This window comes from Pseudomonas sp. E141, assembly GCF_052659885.1.
Genome location: NZ_CP084024.1, coordinates 4,843,798 through 4,860,592, shown reverse-complemented (window position 1 = coordinate 4,860,592; position 16,795 = coordinate 4,843,798). Strand labels below are relative to the sequence as shown.

Below are 16,795 nucleotides of genomic sequence, written 5' to 3'. Positions count from 1 at the left end.
TTCCTCCAGGTCATTGGGTTGAGAGCAGGGAATGCTGGCGCAGGAAATCGGCGGCAACGGCGGAAGGGCTTTCGTGGTTGACGTCTACGCGGGCGTTGAGCTGGCGCATGGTTTCATCGTCAAACAGTTCGGCCAGGGGTTTGAGCTGCGCGGCCAGTTGTGGATTTGCATCCAGAGTCGTCTGGCGCACCACGGGCGCGGCGGTGTAGTCCGGGAAGTACTGCTTGTCGTCTTCCAGCAGTTTGAGTTTGAACGCGCTCAGACGTCCGTCGGTGGTGTACACCAGGCCGGCGAATACCTGGCCGTTGCGCAGGGCGGTGTAGACCAGACCCGCGTCCATTTGCCGGATGTTCTCGCGGGTCAGGTTCATGCCGTACAGCTCGACCATGCCATCCAGCCCGTCGGAACGGTTGGCGAACTCGGTGTCCAGGGCCACCAGGTGATGTTCATCGGCCTCGGCCCGTAACACGGTGTTCAATTGGCTGATGGTGTTGATCTGTGGATATTGCTGCGCGATTTTTTCCGGCAAGGCCAGGGCATAGGTGTTACTGAATTTCGACGGCGTCAGCCAGGTCAGGCCTTTTTTGGCGTCGAGTTCTTTCACCCGGGCGTAGGACTGGGCGCTGTCGAGTTTCTCCGTGACGTGGTTGTAGGACACCAGCGACACACCGGTGTATTCCCAGAGCAGGTCCAGTTGCCCGCTCTCCTGGGCGCTGCGGGCCAGGTTGCTGCCAAGTCCGCCGGTGATTTGCGCGTCGTAGCCTTTGCCGCGTAGGTATTGGGCGGTGATTTCTGCCAGCAGCGTCTGCTCGGTGAACACTCGGGCGCCGAGGCGAATCAGCGGTTTTTCAGCGGCCTGGGCAAAACCTGCGAACAGCAGGACGCAGCCCAGTATCAAGCTCAACTTCTTCATAACGATTCCTTTATTGCAGCCGGGTCTATGCCGCTCGCAGACCGCGTTCCAGCCAGAGGCGGCTGGCCAGTGTCACCAGGCCGTCGAGCAGCAACGCCAGCAGGGCGGTGCATACCGCGCCGAGCAGCAGTTGCGGCTGATTGTTCAAGGCGATGCCGGGGAATATCAGGCTGCCAAGGCTGTTGGCGCCGATCAGGAACGCGAGTGGGGCGGTGCCGACGTTGATCGCCAGTGCCACCCGCACGCCACCGATGATGATCGGCACGGCGTTGGGCAGTTCGACTTTCCACAGCACCTGGCGCGGGGTCATGCCGATGCCGACGGCGGCTTCCTTGAGGGAGCCCTGGACGTTCTTCAGGCCTTCATAGGTGTTGCGCACGATGGGCAGCAACGAGGCGAGGAACAGGGCGAAGATGGCGGGCCCGCTGCCAATACCCAGGAAGCCCAGGGCGATGGCCAGTACGGCCAGGGGCGGCACGGTGTTGCCGATGTTGAAGACTTGCATGAATCGTTCGGCGCGCCCGACCATTGCGGGACGGCTGAGGGCTATGCCGGCGGGGATGCCCACGACCAGGGCCGCCAACATGGACGCCACAACGAGCATCAGGTGAGCTTGCAGGTAAAACAGTAAATCGTCGTGGTAACGCTCAATCGTATCGATACCGATCCAATAGACCAGCAGGGCCAGGAGAGCGACGACGATCGCGCCCCCTGTCAGCCCTTTGCCATAGCGGATAGCCACAGGCGGACTCCTTTGTATTTCAGTCGGCGCGCGCTTTCCCATGCGGCGAACCGTCAAGGTTGCCGGGAAAACGTTCGCGAGAAGCAGCTCGGTTCAGTGCCGGTAAAACGGCCTGTAAATTGAGCCATAAGCGCAGCCTCGTCAGGCTAACTTGCTGATTTTGCAGACCCTGACGAACAGCTGTATCAGGGTGGTGGACGTCTTCACGCGGCGAAAGGTTCCCACGTAAGGGGGCATTTGGCCACCCCGGATGTGCCCAATGGTTCGGTTCCTGGCACAAGTTGAGCTATAATCGCCGCCCTTTTTTGAATCACCTGCCAGGCGATTTCCCATGACCAAACAGGCCGCCGAAGTCGCGAAACGCCGCACTTTCGCCATTATTTCCCACCCCGATGCCGGTAAGACCACCATCACCGAAAAGCTCTTGCTGATGGGCAAGGCGATTGCGGTAGCCGGCACGGTGAAATCTCGCAAGTCCGACCGCCATGCCACCTCCGACTGGATGGAAATGGAAAAACAGCGGGGTATTTCCATTACCACGTCGGTCATGCAGTTCCCGTATCGCGATCACATGATCAACCTGCTCGACACACCGGGCCACGAAGACTTCTCCGAAGACACCTACCGCACCCTCACGGCGGTGGACTCGGCGCTGATGGTCCTCGACGGCGGTAAAGGCGTCGAGCCACGGACCATCGCCCTGATGGATGTCTGCCGTCTGCGGGACACGCCGATCGTCAGCTTCATCAACAAACTCGACCGTGACATCCGCGACCCGATCGAACTGCTCGACGAGATCGAAGCGGTCCTGAAGATCAAGGCCGCGCCGATCACCTGGCCGATCGGCTGCTATCGCGACTTCAAGGGCGTGTACCACCTGGCCGACGATTACATCATCGTCTACACCGCCGGGCATGGTCATGAACGCACCGAAACCAAAATCATCGAGAAGCTCGACTCCGACGAAGCCCGCGCCCACCTGGGCGACGAGTACGACCGTTTTGTCGAGCAGCTGGAGCTGGTGCAAGGCGCCTGCCATGAGTTCGACCAGCAGGAATTCCTCGACGGCCAACTGACCCCGGTGTTCTTCGGTACGGCGTTGGGCAACTTCGGTGTCGACCATGTGCTCGACGCCGTGGTCGATTGGGCGCCGCGCCCGCTGGCCCGCGTCGCCAACGAGCGCACCGTGGAACCGGTGGAAGAGAAGTTCACCGGCTTCGTGTTCAAGATCCAGGCGAACATGGACCCCAAGCACCGCGACCGCATCGCCTTCATGCGCATCTGCTCGGGCAAATACGAAAAAGGCATGAAGATGCGCCACGTGCGCACCGGCAAGGACGTACGCATCGGCGATGCCCTGACGTTCTTCTCCTCGGAACGCGAGCAACTGGAAGAAGCCTTTGCCGGTGACATCATCGGTTTGCATAACCACGGCACCATCCAGATCGGCGACACCTTCACCGAAGGCGAAGCCCTGGGTTTTACCGGCATCCCGCACTTCGCCCCGGAACTGTTCCGCCGCGTGCGCCTGAAAGACCCGCTCAAATCCAAGCAACTGCGCCAGGGCCTGCAGCAACTGGCAGAGGAAGGCGCCACCCAGGTGTTCTTCCCGACCCGCAGCAACGACATCATCCTCGGTGCCGTCGGTGTGCTGCAGTTCGACGTCGTCGCCAGCCGTTTGAAGGAGGAATACAAGGTCGAGTGCTCCTACGAGCCGATCACCGTGTACTCCGCTCGTTGGGTCGAATGTGGCGACAAGAAGAAATTCGAAGAGTTTTCCAACAAGGCCGTGGAAAACCTCGCCTTGGATGGCGGCGGTCACCTGACCTACCTGGCCCCGACCCGGGTCAACCTGGCGCTGATGGAAGAGCGCTGGCCGGATGTGAACTTCCGTGCGACACGTGAGCATCACTAAGCGCTGAGCTTTACACCCAGAACCCCGCACCGAAAGCTGCGGGGTTTTTTATTTCCACTTAACGACTGGGCACCACCAACCCCCAGTGGGAGCGAGCCTGCTCGCGATGGCGCAGTGTCAGTCAATCTCAAAGCTGCTGACCCACCGCCATCGCGAGCAGGCTCGCTCCCACACAGGAACTTCAGCAGGCAAAAAAATGTGTTCGGCACAGATCACTCTGTGGGAGCAAAGCTTGCTCGCGATAGCGGTGGGTCAGCTTGCGGGGGTGTTGAATGTGCTTTCGCCATCGCGGGCAAGCCTTGCTCCCACAAGGTTTGTGGGGTGAACTTATAGTAGGTCCACTTCATAACCGTTCGGGATAAACCTTATTCGAAACCATTCTGTTCCCGCATGGCATTTCTGTCCGTACATAGGCGTCTTATCTGAGGAACCGACGTTCAGGATCAGCGTTTCTTGAACGCCGTCAGGCTTAGGGCTTTAACCAGAGAAAAAAGGAATCGGCTATGAACGCATTTCTACGCGCGATGATTTTGCTGAAGGTTGTGCTGATGCTGTCCCTCGGTTCGTCAGCGGCCTGGGCCGAATGCGATGAGCATGAAAAACAAGCGGTGAACGGACAGGTGGCGCAGGGCGAATGGATGCTTGCCGCCAACGAAGAACAGCAACCTGGCGATCAGGATGATGACGATTCGACGATTGATGATCCTGATGCCGATGATGGTGATGAGGGTGATAGCCAGACGTAGAGTTCAGACAAAGAAAACCCCTGCTGCCCGATCCTATATTTGACCGGGCAGCAGGGGTTTTTCATGTTCGCAGATGCATTACGCGTGGCGAGGGAGCTTGCTCCCGCTGGGGCACGAAGCGGCCCTGTTTTTCAGGACTGCTGCGCAGTCCATCGGGAGCAAGCTCCCTCGCCACAAGTGCTGTATTGCCTTTTGGTTTACGCCGCGCCGTCGAGGAATTGCTCGGCGTAGTGACACGCCACCTGCCGGTTATCCAGCAACCGCAAGGCCGGTTCTTCGGTCTGGCAGCGCTCGGTGGCGTACGGGCAGCGCTTGTGGAAGGCGCAGCCGGACGGTGGGTCGAGCGGGTTGGGCAGTTCGCCGACGATTTTGATCTTCGGCTTGTTCGGGTCCGGGTGGATGGTCGGGGTGGCCGAGAGCAGCGCCTGGGTGTACGGGTGCAGCGGACGGCTGTAGATGGACTCGTTAGGGCCCATTTCCACCGGGCGGCCGAGGTACATCACCATCACATCGTCGGCCACGTGCTGCACCACCGCCAGGTTGTGGGAAATGAACACATAGGCGGTGTTGAATTCCTGCTGCAAATCCATGAACAGGTTCAGCACCTGGGCCTGGATCGACACGTCCAGCGCCGATGTCGGTTCGTCCGCCACCAGCACCTTGGGTTGCAGCATCATGGCGCGGGCCAGGGCGATGCGCTGGCGTTGGCCGCCGGAGAACATGTGCGGGTAGCGCTGGTAATGCTCGGGGCGCAGGCCCACCTGCTTCATCATCGCCTGGACTTTCTCCCGCCGCTCGGTGGCCGACAGGTTGGTGTTGATGAGCAAGGGCTCGGCCAGTTGATCACCGACTTTCTGCCGAGGGTTGAGGGACGCGTACGGGCTCTGGAACACCATCTGCACGTCTTTGCGCAACTGCTTGCGCTCGGCCTTGTTCGCGCCGGCCACTTCCTGGCCGGCGATCTTCAGGGAGCCGGTGGACGGTTCCTCGATGAGCGTCAGGGCCCGGGCGAGGGTGGATTTGCCGCAACCGGATTCACCCACCACGGCGAGCGTCTTGCCGGCCTCCAGTTCGAACGACACACCGTTGAGGGCACGTACGGTGGCATGGCCCTTGAACATGCCACGGGACACTTCGTAATGACGGGTCAGGTCACGGGCGGTAAGTACGACGGCCATCACGCCACCTCCTGGTTCAACGGGTAGAAGCAGCGGACGAGGCTGGCGGCTTTCGGGTCAAGGTTGGGGCGCTGCTGACGGCAGTTGTCCTGCACATACGGGCAGCGCGGCGACAGCAGGCAGCCTTGCGGACGGTCGTAGCGACCGGGGACGATACCCGGCAGCGTCGCCAGGCGCTCGGCGCCCATGCTGTGTTCCGGAATCGCCGCCAGCAGTGCTTCGCTGTACGGGTGGGCCGGGATGTCGAACAGCTCCGGGACCTTGCCCACTTCCACCGCCTGGCCGGCGTACATCACGCATACGCGCTGGGCGGTTTCAGCCACCACGGCCAGGTCATGGGTGATCAGCACCAGACCCATGTTCTGCTCTTTCTGCAGGGCCAGCAGCAGGTCCATGATCTGCGCCTGAATGGTCACGTCGAGGGCGGTGGTCGGTTCGTCGGCGATCAACAGTTTCGGCTCGCCGGCAATGGCCATGGCAATCGCCACTCGCTGGCTCATGCCGCCGGACAGTTGGTGCGGGTAGGCGTTCATGCGGCTGGCGGCGCCCGGGATTTCGACTTTCTCCAGCAGTTCGATGGCGCGCTGGCGGGCGGCCTTGCCGGACATCTTCAGGTGCAGGCGCAGCACTTCTTCGATCTGGAAACCCACTGTGTAGCTGGGGTTGAGCGCGGTCATCGGGTCCTGGAACACCATCGCCAGGTCCTTGCCGACGATCTGCCGACGCTGGCGGTTGCTCAGCTTGAGCATGTTCTTGCCATCGAAGTTCAGCGCGTCGGCGGTGACGATGCCAGGGTGCTCGATCAGCCCCATCAGCGCCATCATGGTCACGGATTTACCCGAGCCTGATTCACCGACGATGGCCAGTACTTCACCCTTTTCCACGCTCAGGTCCAGACCGTCGACCACCGGCACGGCGGTGGCGTCGCCGAAGCGAACGTTGAGATTCTTGATTTCTAGCAGTGACATGGGAATCTCCTCAGGCGGCATTCTTGAGTTTCGGGTCCAGCGCATCGCGCAAACCGTCGCCCATCAGGTTGATTGCCAGCACGCTGAGCAAAATGGTCAAGCCAGGCAGGCTCACCACCCACCAGGCGCGTTCGATGTAGTCTCGGGCCGAGGCCAGCATGGTGCCCCACTCCGGGGTTGGCGGCTGGACGCCCAGGCCGAGGAAGCCCAGGGCGGCGGCGTCGAGGATCGCCGAGGAAAAGCTCAAGGTTGCCTGCACGATCAGCGGCGCCATGCAGTTGGGCAGCACAGTGATGAACATCAGGCGCGGCAGGCCGGCCCCGGCCAGGCGGGCGGCGGTCACGTAGTCACGGTTGAGTTCGCCCATCACCGCGGCGCGGGTCAGGCGCACGTAGGATGGCAGCGACACGATGGCGATGGCGATCACGGTGTTGATCAGGCCAGGGCCGAGGATGGCGACAATCGCCACGGCCAACAGCAGCGAGGGCAGGGCGAGCATGATGTCCATCAAACGCATGATGGTCGGGCCGAGCAGGCGCGGGAAGAACCCGGCGAACAGTCCCAGCAGGATGCCCGGGATCAGCGACATCACTACCGACGACAAGCCGATCAGCAGCGACAGACGCGAACCCTGGATCAGCCGCGACAGCAAATCGCGCCCCAGTTCGTCGGTGCCCAGCAAAAATTGCATCTGACCGCCTTCGAGCCAGACCGGCGGTGTCAGCAAAAAGTCGCGGTACTGTTCGCTCGGGTCATGGGGGGCGACCCACGGGGCGAAGATCGCGCAGAACACGATCAGGGTCATGAACATCAGCCCGGCCACGGCGCCCTTGTTGCGGGAAAACGCCTGCCAGAATTCTTTGTACGGGGACGGGTACAGCAGGCTTTGATCGACTGCTACCGAGGTAGTTGGAGTACTCATGGTTTTGATCTCAGCGCTGGTGACGAATACGTGGGTTGGCAAAGCCGTAGAGCACGTCCACGACGAAGTTGACCAGAATCACCAGGCAGGCGATTAACAGGATGCCGTTCTGCACCACGGGATAGTCCCGGGCGCCGATGGCTTCGATCAGCCACTTGCCGATGCCCGGCCAGGAGAAGATCGTTTCGGTCAGCACCGCACCGGCCAGCAGTGTGCCGACTTGCAGGCCGACCACGGTCAGCACCGGGATCAGCGCGTTGCGCAGGCCATGCACGAATACCACGCGCGAAGGCGACAGACCCTTGGCGCGTGCGGTGCGAATGTAGTCTTCACGCAGCACTTCGAGCATCGAGGAGCGGGTCATGCGGGCGATCACCGCCAGTGGAATAGTGCCCAGCACGATGGCCGGCAGGATCAGGTGGTGCAGGGCGTCGAGGAACGCACCCGGCTCATCGGCCAGCAGCGTGTCGATCAGCATGAAGCCGGTTTTCGGCTCGATGTCGTAGAGCAGGTCGATCCGTCCCGACACCGGCGTCCAGCCCAGGGACACCGAGAAGAACATGATCAGGATCAGGCCCCACCAGAAGATCGGCATCGAATACCCCGCCAGGGAGATGCCCATCACCCCGTGGTCGAACAGGGATCCTCGCTTGAGTGCCGCGATCACCCCGGCCAAAAGGCCCAGGATACCGGCGAACAACAGGGCGGCCATGGACAGCTCCAGGGTCGCGGGAAACAGGGAACTGAACTCGGTCCAGACGCTTTCGCGGGTGCGCAGCGATTCGCCGAGATCGCCCTGGGCCAGTTTGCCGATGTAGTCCAGGTACTGGGCATACAGCGGTTTGTTCAGGCCAAGGCGTTCCATTGCCTGAGCGTGCATTTCGGGATCGACCCGACGTTCGCCCATCATCACTTCCACGGGGTCGCCGGGGATCATGCGAATCAACGCGAAAGTCAGCAAGGTGATGCCGAAGAACGTGGGGATCAATAATCCCAGTCGGCGGGCAATAAAACTAAACATCTTAAGGTGTACCTCATCAGCCGGTTAGGCGTGCCCGACAGCTCCTGGGTAAGAGTTGCCGGGCGTTTTCTTATCTACTTCACCTGGGTGGTGGCGAAGTTATTGGTCGTAAGCGGGCTAATCACATAACCCTCTACGTTCTTGCGCATTGCGGTAAACATTCGGGTGTGGGCCATGCTGATCCACGGCTGGTCCTGGTTGAAAAGCACCTGAGCCTGTTCATAGAGCTTGGTGCGCTCCTCGGGGTTCACTGTGGCGCGGGCCTGGTCGATCAGCGCCTGGAATTGCTCGTTGCACCAGCGCGCGTAGTTTTCGCCGTTCTTGGCCGCTTCGCAACTGAGCATAGGCGTCAGGAAGTTATCCGGGTCGCCGTTATCGCCCGCCCATCCGGCGGAAACCATGTCGTGCTCGCCGTTCTTGGCGCGCTTGAGCATTTCGCCCCACTCCATCACGCGGATGTCGACCTTGATCCCGACTTTGGCCAGGTCGGCCTGCATCATCTGCGCGCCGAGCATCGGGTTGGGGTTGGTCGGGCCGCCGCCGTTACGGGTGAACAGGGTGAACACGGTGCCTTCAGGTACGCCGGCTTCCTTGAGCAGTTGACGGGCTTTGTCCAGGTCCCGGGGCGGATTTTTCAAATCATGATTGAAGCCCAGCAGCGTCGGTGGGTACGGGTTGACCGCCACGGTGGCGTTGCCCTTGCCGAACAGCGCGTTGACGTAGGCTTCCTTGTCGAAGGCCAGGTCGATGGCTTTGCGCACCCGCACATCGCTCATGTATTTGTGGCTGGTATTCAGGGCGGTGTAGGAAACGGTCATCGCGTCCAGTTCCGCCACCTTCAGGTTCGGGTCTTTCTTGATGCTGGGGATGTCATCGGGTTTTGGATACAGCGCGATCTGGCACTCGTTGGTCTTGAGCTTTTGCATGCGCACGTTGTTGTCGGTGGCGATGGCCAGGATCAGCGCATCGGCCGGTGGCTTGCCACGGAAGTAGTCCGGGTTGGCCTTGAAACGAACCTGGGCATCCTTGTTGTAGCGCTGGAAAATGAACGGGCCGGTGCCGATCGGCTTGCTGTTGAGGTCGCCGGTCTTGTTTGCCTTGAGCAACTGGTCGGCGTATTCGGCCGGGTAGATCGAGGAGAAGGCCATGGCGATGTCCGCCAGAAATGGCGCTTCGCGGCGGGTCAGGCTGAACTTGACTGTGTGCTCGTCGACTTTCTCGACGCTCTTGAGCAGCTCTTTGAAGCCCATGCTTTCAAAGTAGGGGAAGCCTACGCTCGACAGCTTGTGCCAGGGATGATTCGGGTCCAGCTGGCGCTGAAAACTCCAGACCACGTCGTCGGCATTCATGTCGCGGGTCGGCTTGAAATAATCGGTGGTGTGGAATTTGACGCCTTTGCGCAGATGAAACGTGTACGTCAGGCCGTCGTCACTGATGTCCCAGGATTCGGCCAGGGCCGGAATCACTTCGGTGGTGCCGGGCTTGAAGTCGGCCAGGCGATTGAAAATGGTTTCTGCCACGGCATCGGCAGTGACTGCAGTCGTGTACTGGACCATGTCGAAGCCTTCCGGGCTGGCTTCTGTACAAACCACCAGGGGTTTGGCCGTGGCGCCTACGGCGACACTCAGCAACGCAGCGGCGATGGCTGCGCGTAGGGGATTCATGTTCATCGGCAATCCTCTGCAATCGGTTCAATGGCAAAAACCGAACGACCGACCTTGTGAGTCGGCCGTTCGGTGGAGGGTTTAGAGAATGTTGAACGGGATGGTAGTGACCAGACGGAATTCGTTGAGGCTGCCGTCGGCCTGGTTTTCGCTGGCGCGGTGCGTGGTGTAGGTCGCGCGTACCGCGGTGGCTTTCAGTGGGCCGCTTTGTACGGCGTAAGACGCACCGATGCCGTATTCGTAGTGATGTTCACCGTCCATGGCTCTCACATCGGTATAGCCGGTGCTGTTGTAATGCGTACCGTCGATGCCCCAGCCGCGAGCCTGATAGATGTTGAATTTCAGGCCTGGCACGCCGTATTCAGCCATGTTCAGGCCATAGGCGATCTGGAAGGATTTCTCGTTCGGGCCGTTGAAGTCCGACAGCAGGGAGTTGGCCAGGTAGATACCGTTGGTTTCGTGCAGGTAGTCGAAGTACTCGTTACCGTCCACTTCCTGGTACGAGAACGTCAGGCTGTGTGCCTGGTGAGTCAGGCCAAACGACAGGGAGTAGGTATTGTTGTCGATATCACCCAGTTTGCTTTTGCCCGAATCCACGGTCCTGTAATAGTTCAGGCCGGTGGTCAGGCTCAGCACCGAGCTGTCGCCCAATACGTGGCTGGCGCCGAAGTAGTATTGGTTCCACAGGTCTTCGGCCTGGGTGCCCCACAGGCTGGTGGTGAGGCTGGCGAACGGCTGGTAGGTGATACCGGCGGTGTTCACATGATCGGCTTCGGCCGAGGAGCTGCCGTATTCGGAGCGGAACTTGGCGAGGCTTTGCTCGGTACGGGGAGAATTGCGGTCGAAGGTCGCGACGTCGAATGCCAGGTTTTCCAGTTCTTCGCTGTGCAAGCTCACGCCCTGGAAGCTCGAAGGCAGGGCACGGTTACCGATGACGTCGACCATCGGGCTGCTGAAGTTTTGACGACCGGCGGTCAGGGTGGTGTTGGAAACCCGCGCCTTGACGTTCGCCAGGCCCAGTTTGCTCCACTGGTCGACGGCGTCGCCGTCGGAGTGCGCCAGGGTACGGTTGGAACCGCCCATGATGTCATCGTGATCACCAAGCAACGCGATAGCGTTATAGGCCGCGACTTCGGTGCTGAAGCCAACGGTGCCTTGGGTGAAGCCGGAGGTGTAGTTCAGGATGGTGCCCTGAACCCAGTTGGTACGGCGCGAATCGCTGTGTGTAACGCCGTCGCGCGTGTAGCTGAAGGCGCCGCCGCGGCGTCGCAATTCGTTCGAATACCAGTTGCGCGTGCTGCCACTGACCGACTGTCCTTCTACGAAACCGGTGGCTTCGGATTGAGCGCTGGTGGTCTTGACGGTCACGGGATTGAACGCCTGGCTTTGCGGTTCTGCGTAAGCCGTGGCGGTGACGCTGCTGATGGCCAAGGCCAGTAACGCGGTGCTGCTCAGTTTCATGGGTAACGCTCCTTTTCTTTCTTTTAATGCCGGTCTTTTTTAGTGATACGGCTATCGGTTTTTACAACTCATCTTGGCTTCGCAAACGTTTGCATTACGCCTGAACGGGGAATTTCGGCAAAACGTCTGCGTGAGGGCCCCAAATGGGGCCCTGCTGTACGGCTAATCAGTTATGGGTTCAGGCTGACGCCCGAGAACACGTTGCGACCGAACGGGCTGACTTTGAACCCTTCGACTTTGGTACTCAGCGGCTGGTTGACCGTCGAGTGAGCGACAGGGGTGATCGGCACTTGCTGCTTGAGCAATTGCTGGGCCTGTTTGTAGAGCACGGTGCGCTGGTCGCGATCGGTGACGACCTTGGCCTGCTTGATCAGCTTGTCGTAGTCCTGATCACACCACATGGAGTAGTTGTTGCCGCCAATGGCATCGCAGCTGTACAGCGTGCCCAGCCAGTTGTCCGGGTCCCCGTTGTCACCGGTCCAGCCGATCAGGCTGACATCGTGCTCGCCGTTCTTGGTGCGCTTGATGTACTCGCCCCATTCGTAGCTGACAATCTTCACTTTCAGACCGATTTTCGCCCAGTCGGCCTGAAGCATTTCGGCCATCAGCTTGGCGTTAGGGTTGTACGGGCGTTGGACCGGCATGGCCCAGAGGGTGATTTCGGTGCCTTCCTTGACCCCGGCAGCCTTGAGCAACTCCTTGGCTTTTTCCGGGTTGTAGGCGGTGTCCTTGATCGTGTCGTCGTAGGACCACTGGGTCGGCGGCATGGCGTTGACCGCCAGTTGCCCCGCGCCCTGGTACACGGCGTTGAGGATGCTCTGCTTGTTCACCGCCATGTCCAGCGCCCGGCGCACTTCGACCTGATCGAACGGTTTGTGACGGGTGTTATAGGCGATGTAGCCGAGGTTGAAACCGGGTTTCTCGATCAGTTGCAGTTTCGGGTCGTTCTTCAAGGCCGGCACATCGGCTGGACGTGGATGCAGGGTGACCTGGCATTCGTTGGCCTTGAGTTTTTGCACCCGTACCGAGGCATCGGTGTTGATGGAGAAGATCAGGTTGTTCAGCTTGACCCGCTCCGGCGCCCAGTACTGTTTGTTGGCGACATAGCGGATGTTGGAGTCTTTCTGGTAGCTCTTGAACTCGAACGGCCCGGTGCCGATCGGCTTCTGGTTGATGTCGCTGGGCTTGCCGGTCTTGAGCAACTGATCGGCGTATTCGGCCGACAGGATCGCGGCGAAACTCATGGCGATGTTCTGGATGAACGCGGCGTCCACGCTGTTGAGCGTCATGACCACGGTCAGCGGCCCGGTGGCCTCGACCTTGGCGATGTTCTTGTTCAGGCTCATGCCGTTGAAGTATGGAAACTCGGTCGGGTAGGCCTTACGGAAGGGGTGCTGCGGGTCAAGCATGCGGTTGAAGGTGAACAGCACGTCGTCGGCGTTGAAATCCCGGGTCGGCGTGAAGTAATCGGTGGTATGAAACTTCACCCCTTCGCGCAGGTGAAAGGTGTATTTCAGGCCGTCTTCGGAAATGTCCCAGCTAGTCGCCAGGCCAGGTACGACGTTGGTCGCGCCCTTTTCAAACTCGGCCAGGCGGTTGTACAGCGGTTCGGCGGCATCGTTGTCAGTGGCGGTGGTGTATTGCGCGGTGTCGAAACCGGCGGGGCTGCCTTCGGAACAGAACACCAGACTGCCGCCGGCGGCCTGGGCCATGGAAGTGGCGGCCAGCAGGCCGGTGCCCAGCAATGCGGATAAAACCAAGGTATGGCGCATGACGCTCCCTCTCTCTATGGGGTGTTTAACAGTGACCGGCGCCCTTGCAGGACCTGTCCGGGCACTGAGTTCAATCCATTGCGAACAGCGATGCCGCAGCGCCAGCAGATCGACCTGGCTCCCGACGGTATGGGCCGCGGGCCAGGCAGTAAATGCGTAACGCCTGAAAGACTTGTGGGAAAAGGCGATACGTCCTAAACCAGCTGCTGTGGTACGCAGTGCTTTTGGATGTAGGCGTTTTCCTGAGTCTTGGCCTAAAGCGACGGTATGCCGTGGGAGCGAGCCCTGCTCGCGATGGCGTTGTTGGTACACCGCCATCGCGCTTAAAAAGGGGCTGCTACGCAGCCCAGCGGGAGCAAGCTCCCTCGCCACAGGTCACTTTATTTGCTGACGCTGACGCCGTAGAAGGAGTTCAAGCCAAACGGGCTGATCTTGAAGTCCTGCACATTGGCGCGCATGGGTTGATACACCGTCGAGTGAGCGATAGGTGTCATCGGCACAGCGTCCTTGAGGACGTGTTGCGCCTGTTTGTACAGTTCGGTGCGCTTGGCCTGGTCGGTGGTGCGCTTGGCTTGCTTGACGAGGTCGTCGAACTTCTTGTCGCACCATTTGGAGAAGTTGTTACCGGCCAGCGAGTCGCAGCCGAACAGCACGTTGAGCCAGTTATCCGGGTCACCGTTGTCACCGCTCCAGCCAATGATCATGGCCTGGTTCTCGCCGCCCTTGGAGCGCTTGATGTACTCGCCCCATTCGTAGCTGACGATGTTGACGTTCAGGCCGATCTTCTTCCAGTCGGACTGCAGCATTTCAGCCATCAGCTTGGCGTTCGGGTTGTACGGACGCTGTACCGGCATCGCCCACAGGGTGATGTTGGTGCCTTCCTTGACGCCGGCTTCCTTGAGCAGCGTCTTGGCTTTCTCAGGGTCGTACTTGGCGTCCTTGATGGTGGTGTCGTAGGACCATTGGGTCGGCGGCATGGCGTTGACCGCCAGTTGACCAGCGCCCTGGTAGACCGAATCGATGATCTGTGGCTTGTTGACCGCCATGTCCAGCGCCTGGCGAACTTTCAGGTCGGCCAGAATGTTCGGTTCGTTGCTGCCCTTGATCTTGTCCATCACGTTGTAAGCGATGTAGCCCAGGTTGAAACCCGCCTGGTCAGGCATCTTCAGTGCCTTGTCTTCCTTCAGCGCCTTGAGGTCGGCTGGGCGTGGGAAGAGGGTGACCTGGCACTCGTTCTTCTTCAGCTTCTGGATGCGTACCGATGGGTCGGTGGTGATGGCGAAGATCAGGTTGTCGATCTTCACGTCTTCAGGCTTCCAGTAGTCCTTGTTCCCGGTGTAGCGGATGTTGGAGTCTTTCTGGTAGCTCTTGAACACGAACGGGCCGGTGCCGACCGGTTTCTGGTTGATGTCGGGGGCCTTGCCTTCCTTGAGCAGCTGGGCAGCGTACTCGGCGGACTGGATCGAGGCGAAGCTCATGGCCATGTTCTGGATGAACGCGGCGTCAACATCCTTGAGGGTGAACTTGACGGTGTGGTCGTCGACTTTATCGATCTTGGTGATGTTGGTGTCCATCCCCATGTCGGTGAAGTACGGGAATTCGGTCGGGTAGGCCTTACGGAACGGGTCATCCTTGCTGATCATGCGATTGAAGGTGAACAGCACGTCGTCGGCGTTGAATTCACGAGTCGGCTTGAAATACGGGGTGGTGTGGAACTTGACGCCTTCACGCAAGTGGAAGGTGTAGGTGAGGCCGTCTTCGGAAATGTCCCATTTGGTCGCCAGGCCAGGAATCACAGCGGTGCCGCCGCGTTCGAACTGGGTCAGGCGGTTGAACATGGTTTCTGCAGAGGCGTCGAAGTCGGTTCCGGTGGTGTACTGACCAGGGTCAAAACCGGCCGGACTCCCTTCGGAGCAGAACACCAGGTTAGTCGCCGCATGGGCGAAAGGTGCGCTGGCTAACAAGCCTGCGCCGACTAAAAACGGAATGACCGCGTGTTTAAGCATGTTGGCCTCATGATTTGTTGTCATTTTTGGATTTGAGGGCGACCTCGTGAGTCGTCCTGCGGATACTTATGCAGGCCCCATACCCAATGCAAGATCCAGAGCGGTTACAGGCCTGAAACAGTGGCACGAACGTACCTTAATGTCGCATCTGTGTAACTTCTGACGCATTTGATCGTTTGCGTGGCCGTTTCTGATACAAGTCGCGCCCGATTCCTGTGCGCCTCGAAGGTATTTGTGCACCGCATTGGGGCAGGTATCACCCCATGAAACCCGCGAGATAGAGGGGTGCAACCCAAGGGTCTTTATGTGTTTATCGACGCGGCCTTTGTGTGTATTGCGCGCTACTGGGTTAGCTCGGGTTGGTGACGTGGCGGCCTGCTAGCCGGCCTGTTTCTTGCGGTTGTACCCCGATCCAATGGTGGGAGCGAGCCTGCTCGCGAGGGCGGTCCGGCAACCGACGCCTACGCTTCGTCGAACACCAGACCCGTGGCGAGGGAGCTTGCTCCCGCTGGGCTGCGTAGCAGCCCAAAACCTGACACCTCGGTTTGTCAGATGAATGGCGTCGCTGTTTTTAGGGCCGCTTCGCGCCCCAGCGGGAGCAAGCTCCCTCGCCACGGGGGTTGCGGCGTCAGGAAGCGAAGCGGCACGAGTCATTCATTTGTGTCGGAAGGATCACCGGCCCCGAACCGAAACATCCCACAGTTTTTTAGGGTTGCCGCTCGGAAGTGGGCTCTCTAACCTTTTTCTTGTCGCTGCGACTCAGCGACCGGGCGTGAGAAACCCGAATAATAGGCATCCAGCCTCTGTACCTGCATAATTGCCGCCAGCTTATCCGCTGCCTGTAGTAGATGCGTTATGGCGGCTGTGTGCGGGCAGGCCTCGGTCTGGCCGAGTACCTATTTCTCGGATTTCTCACCCCTGCACACAGCTGCCACCACTTTGCCGAGTGAGAAACGGCAAGTGATGGTCCTCATCACTAAATAGGTACAAATAAATGGATAAGTCAGTCCCCGACCCACCCTTCAACAAAACCAACCCCCTTTCCGGCTTCGACTCCATCGAAGACCTACTCAAAGACCGAGCCGCCGCCGAGCGGGCACTCAATCATTACCTCAATCCAAAAAAACCAGAGCCAAGCACCGACCCCCGTATCGACAGCCTGTTCTCCGTCACCGCCAAAGCCGACGCCGACACGCTGCTGACCAGCACCTCCGAAACCCTGGCCTCGATAAAAGCCATGGCCGAGGACCTGGCCTTTGAAGTGGAGGGCACGCGGCGAAGTGTGGCGCTGGGGATTCATCAGTTGGTGGAGTTGTGTCAGTTGCTGGTGGACAAGGCGTTGGATCAGCTTGAAGTGCCGGCCAGCCCGGCACCTTGATCCCCTCGCCACGGAAGTTGATCGTTCCCATGCTCCGCGTGGGTGTAGCCCGGGACGCTCTGCGTCCCTTTCCAAAGCCGAACGCGGAGCGTCCGTGGAGGCATTCCCA

13 protein-coding genes are annotated in these 16,795 nt (G+C 59.9%); 3 read left to right on the top strand and 10 right to left on the bottom strand.

Translation table 11 applies throughout. From position 1 onward, the window contains the following. Positions 1-10: 10 nt before the first annotated feature. Both GKKCFE_RS21740 and GKKCFE_RS21735 read right to left on the bottom strand, forming a co-directional pair. Positions 11-913 (bottom strand): glycine betaine ABC transporter substrate-binding protein, encoded by a 903-nt coding sequence (locus tag GKKCFE_RS21740; protein WP_339489254.1) that lies wholly within the window; start codon positions 911-913, stop codon positions 11-13. 25 nt (positions 914-938) lie between these two features. Continuing rightward, the gene (locus tag GKKCFE_RS21735) at positions 939-1,697 is read right to left on the bottom strand and encodes an ABC transporter permease (protein ID WP_445577069.1); all 759 of its coding nucleotides are present in this window, start codon (positions 1,695-1,697) and stop codon (positions 939-941) included. A 289-nt stretch (positions 1,698-1,986) separates the two neighbouring features. Between GKKCFE_RS21735 and GKKCFE_RS21730 the strand changes: the two genes are divergently transcribed. Further along, entirely contained in the window at positions 1,987-3,570 is a 1,584-nt protein-coding gene (locus GKKCFE_RS21730; RefSeq protein WP_047229034.1) for a peptide chain release factor 3, read from the top strand. A gap of 503 nt (positions 3,571-4,073) precedes the next feature. Further along, positions 4,074-4,316 (top strand): hypothetical protein, encoded by a 243-nt coding sequence (locus tag GKKCFE_RS21725; RefSeq protein WP_305466808.1) that lies wholly within the window; start codon positions 4,074-4,076, stop codon positions 4,314-4,316. Positions 4,317-4,513: 197 nt separating this feature from the next. Here GKKCFE_RS21725 and GKKCFE_RS21720 read toward each other — a convergent pair whose 3' ends face one another. From GKKCFE_RS21720 to GKKCFE_RS21685, 8 genes are all read right to left on the bottom strand, one after another. After that, positions 4,514-5,494, bottom strand: a complete 981-nt coding sequence (locus GKKCFE_RS21720; protein ID WP_047229032.1) for a peptide ABC transporter ATP-binding protein — start codon at positions 5,492-5,494, stop codon at positions 4,514-4,516. Continuing rightward, entirely contained in the window at positions 5,494-6,462 is a 969-nt protein-coding gene (locus GKKCFE_RS21715; protein WP_139049136.1) for an ABC transporter ATP-binding protein, read from the bottom strand. The genes GKKCFE_RS21720 and GKKCFE_RS21715 overlap by 1 nt, the downstream gene beginning before the upstream one ends. A gap of 10 nt (positions 6,463-6,472) precedes the next feature. Beyond that, positions 6,473-7,384, bottom strand: coding sequence for an ABC transporter permease subunit (locus tag GKKCFE_RS21710; RefSeq protein WP_047229030.1), 912 nt, complete (start codon positions 7,382-7,384; stop codon positions 6,473-6,475). Between the two features lie 10 nt (positions 7,385-7,394). Next, positions 7,395-8,405, bottom strand: a complete 1,011-nt coding sequence (locus GKKCFE_RS21705; RefSeq protein WP_047229029.1) for an ABC transporter permease subunit — start codon at positions 8,403-8,405, stop codon at positions 7,395-7,397. Positions 8,406-8,479: 74 nt separating this feature from the next. Next, the gene (locus tag GKKCFE_RS21700) at positions 8,480-10,075 is read right to left on the bottom strand and encodes an ABC transporter substrate-binding protein (RefSeq protein ID WP_188250982.1); all 1,596 of its coding nucleotides are present in this window, start codon (positions 10,073-10,075) and stop codon (positions 8,480-8,482) included. Between the two features lie 75 nt (positions 10,076-10,150). Continuing rightward, positions 10,151-11,530, bottom strand: a complete 1,380-nt coding sequence (locus GKKCFE_RS21695; RefSeq protein ID WP_339489245.1) for an OprD family porin — start codon at positions 11,528-11,530, stop codon at positions 10,151-10,153. Between the two features lie 170 nt (positions 11,531-11,700). Then, complete coding sequence (locus tag GKKCFE_RS21690) at positions 11,701-13,302, bottom strand: ABC transporter substrate-binding protein (protein WP_445577068.1); 1,602 nt, start codon at positions 13,300-13,302, stop codon at positions 11,701-11,703. 380 nt (positions 13,303-13,682) lie between these two features. Then, entirely contained in the window at positions 13,683-15,308 is a 1,626-nt protein-coding gene (locus GKKCFE_RS21685) for an ABC transporter substrate-binding protein (protein ID WP_076383545.1), read from the bottom strand. A gap of 994 nt (positions 15,309-16,302) precedes the next feature. Between GKKCFE_RS21685 and GKKCFE_RS21680 the strand changes: the two genes are divergently transcribed. Beyond that, a complete protein-coding gene (locus GKKCFE_RS21680; protein ID WP_173406561.1) occupies positions 16,303-16,686 on the top strand; it encodes a DUF6124 family protein in 384 nt (127 codons plus the stop codon). The last annotated feature ends 109 nt before the right edge of the window (positions 16,687-16,795 follow it).

Coding starts and splice junctions, on each gene's coding strand:
- GKKCFE_RS21740 (WP_339489254.1), bottom strand. CDS start 913: ATGAAGAAGTTGAGCTTGATACTGGGCTGCGTCCTGCTGTTCGCAGGT.
- GKKCFE_RS21735 (WP_445577069.1), bottom strand. CDS start 1,697: ATGGGAAAGCGCGCGCCGACTGAAATACAAAGGAGTCCGCCTGTGGCT.
- GKKCFE_RS21730 (WP_047229034.1), top strand. CDS start 1,987: ATGACCAAACAGGCCGCCGAAGTCGCGAAACGCCGCACTTTCGCCATT.
- GKKCFE_RS21725 (WP_305466808.1), top strand. CDS start 4,074: ATGAACGCATTTCTACGCGCGATGATTTTGCTGAAGGTTGTGCTGATG.
- GKKCFE_RS21720 (WP_047229032.1), bottom strand. CDS start 5,494: ATGGCCGTCGTACTTACCGCCCGTGACCTGACCCGTCATTACGAAGTG.
- GKKCFE_RS21715 (WP_139049136.1), bottom strand. CDS start 6,462: ATGTCACTGCTAGAAATCAAGAATCTCAACGTTCGCTTCGGCGACGCC.
- GKKCFE_RS21710 (WP_047229030.1), bottom strand. CDS start 7,384: ATGAGTACTCCAACTACCTCGGTAGCAGTCGATCAAAGCCTGCTGTAC.
- GKKCFE_RS21705 (WP_047229029.1), bottom strand. CDS start 8,405: ATGTTTAGTTTTATTGCCCGCCGACTGGGATTATTGATCCCCACGTTC.
- GKKCFE_RS21700 (WP_188250982.1), bottom strand. CDS start 10,075: ATGAACATGAATCCCCTACGCGCAGCCATCGCCGCTGCGTTGCTGAGT.
- GKKCFE_RS21695 (WP_339489245.1), bottom strand. CDS start 11,530: ATGAAACTGAGCAGCACCGCGTTACTGGCCTTGGCCATCAGCAGCGTC.
- GKKCFE_RS21690 (WP_445577068.1), bottom strand. CDS start 13,302: ATGCGCCATACCTTGGTTTTATCCGCATTGCTGGGCACCGGCCTGCTG.
- GKKCFE_RS21685 (WP_076383545.1), bottom strand. CDS start 15,308: ATGCTTAAACACGCGGTCATTCCGTTTTTAGTCGGCGCAGGCTTGTTA.
- GKKCFE_RS21680 (WP_173406561.1), top strand. CDS start 16,303: ATGGATAAGTCAGTCCCCGACCCACCCTTCAACAAAACCAACCCCCTT.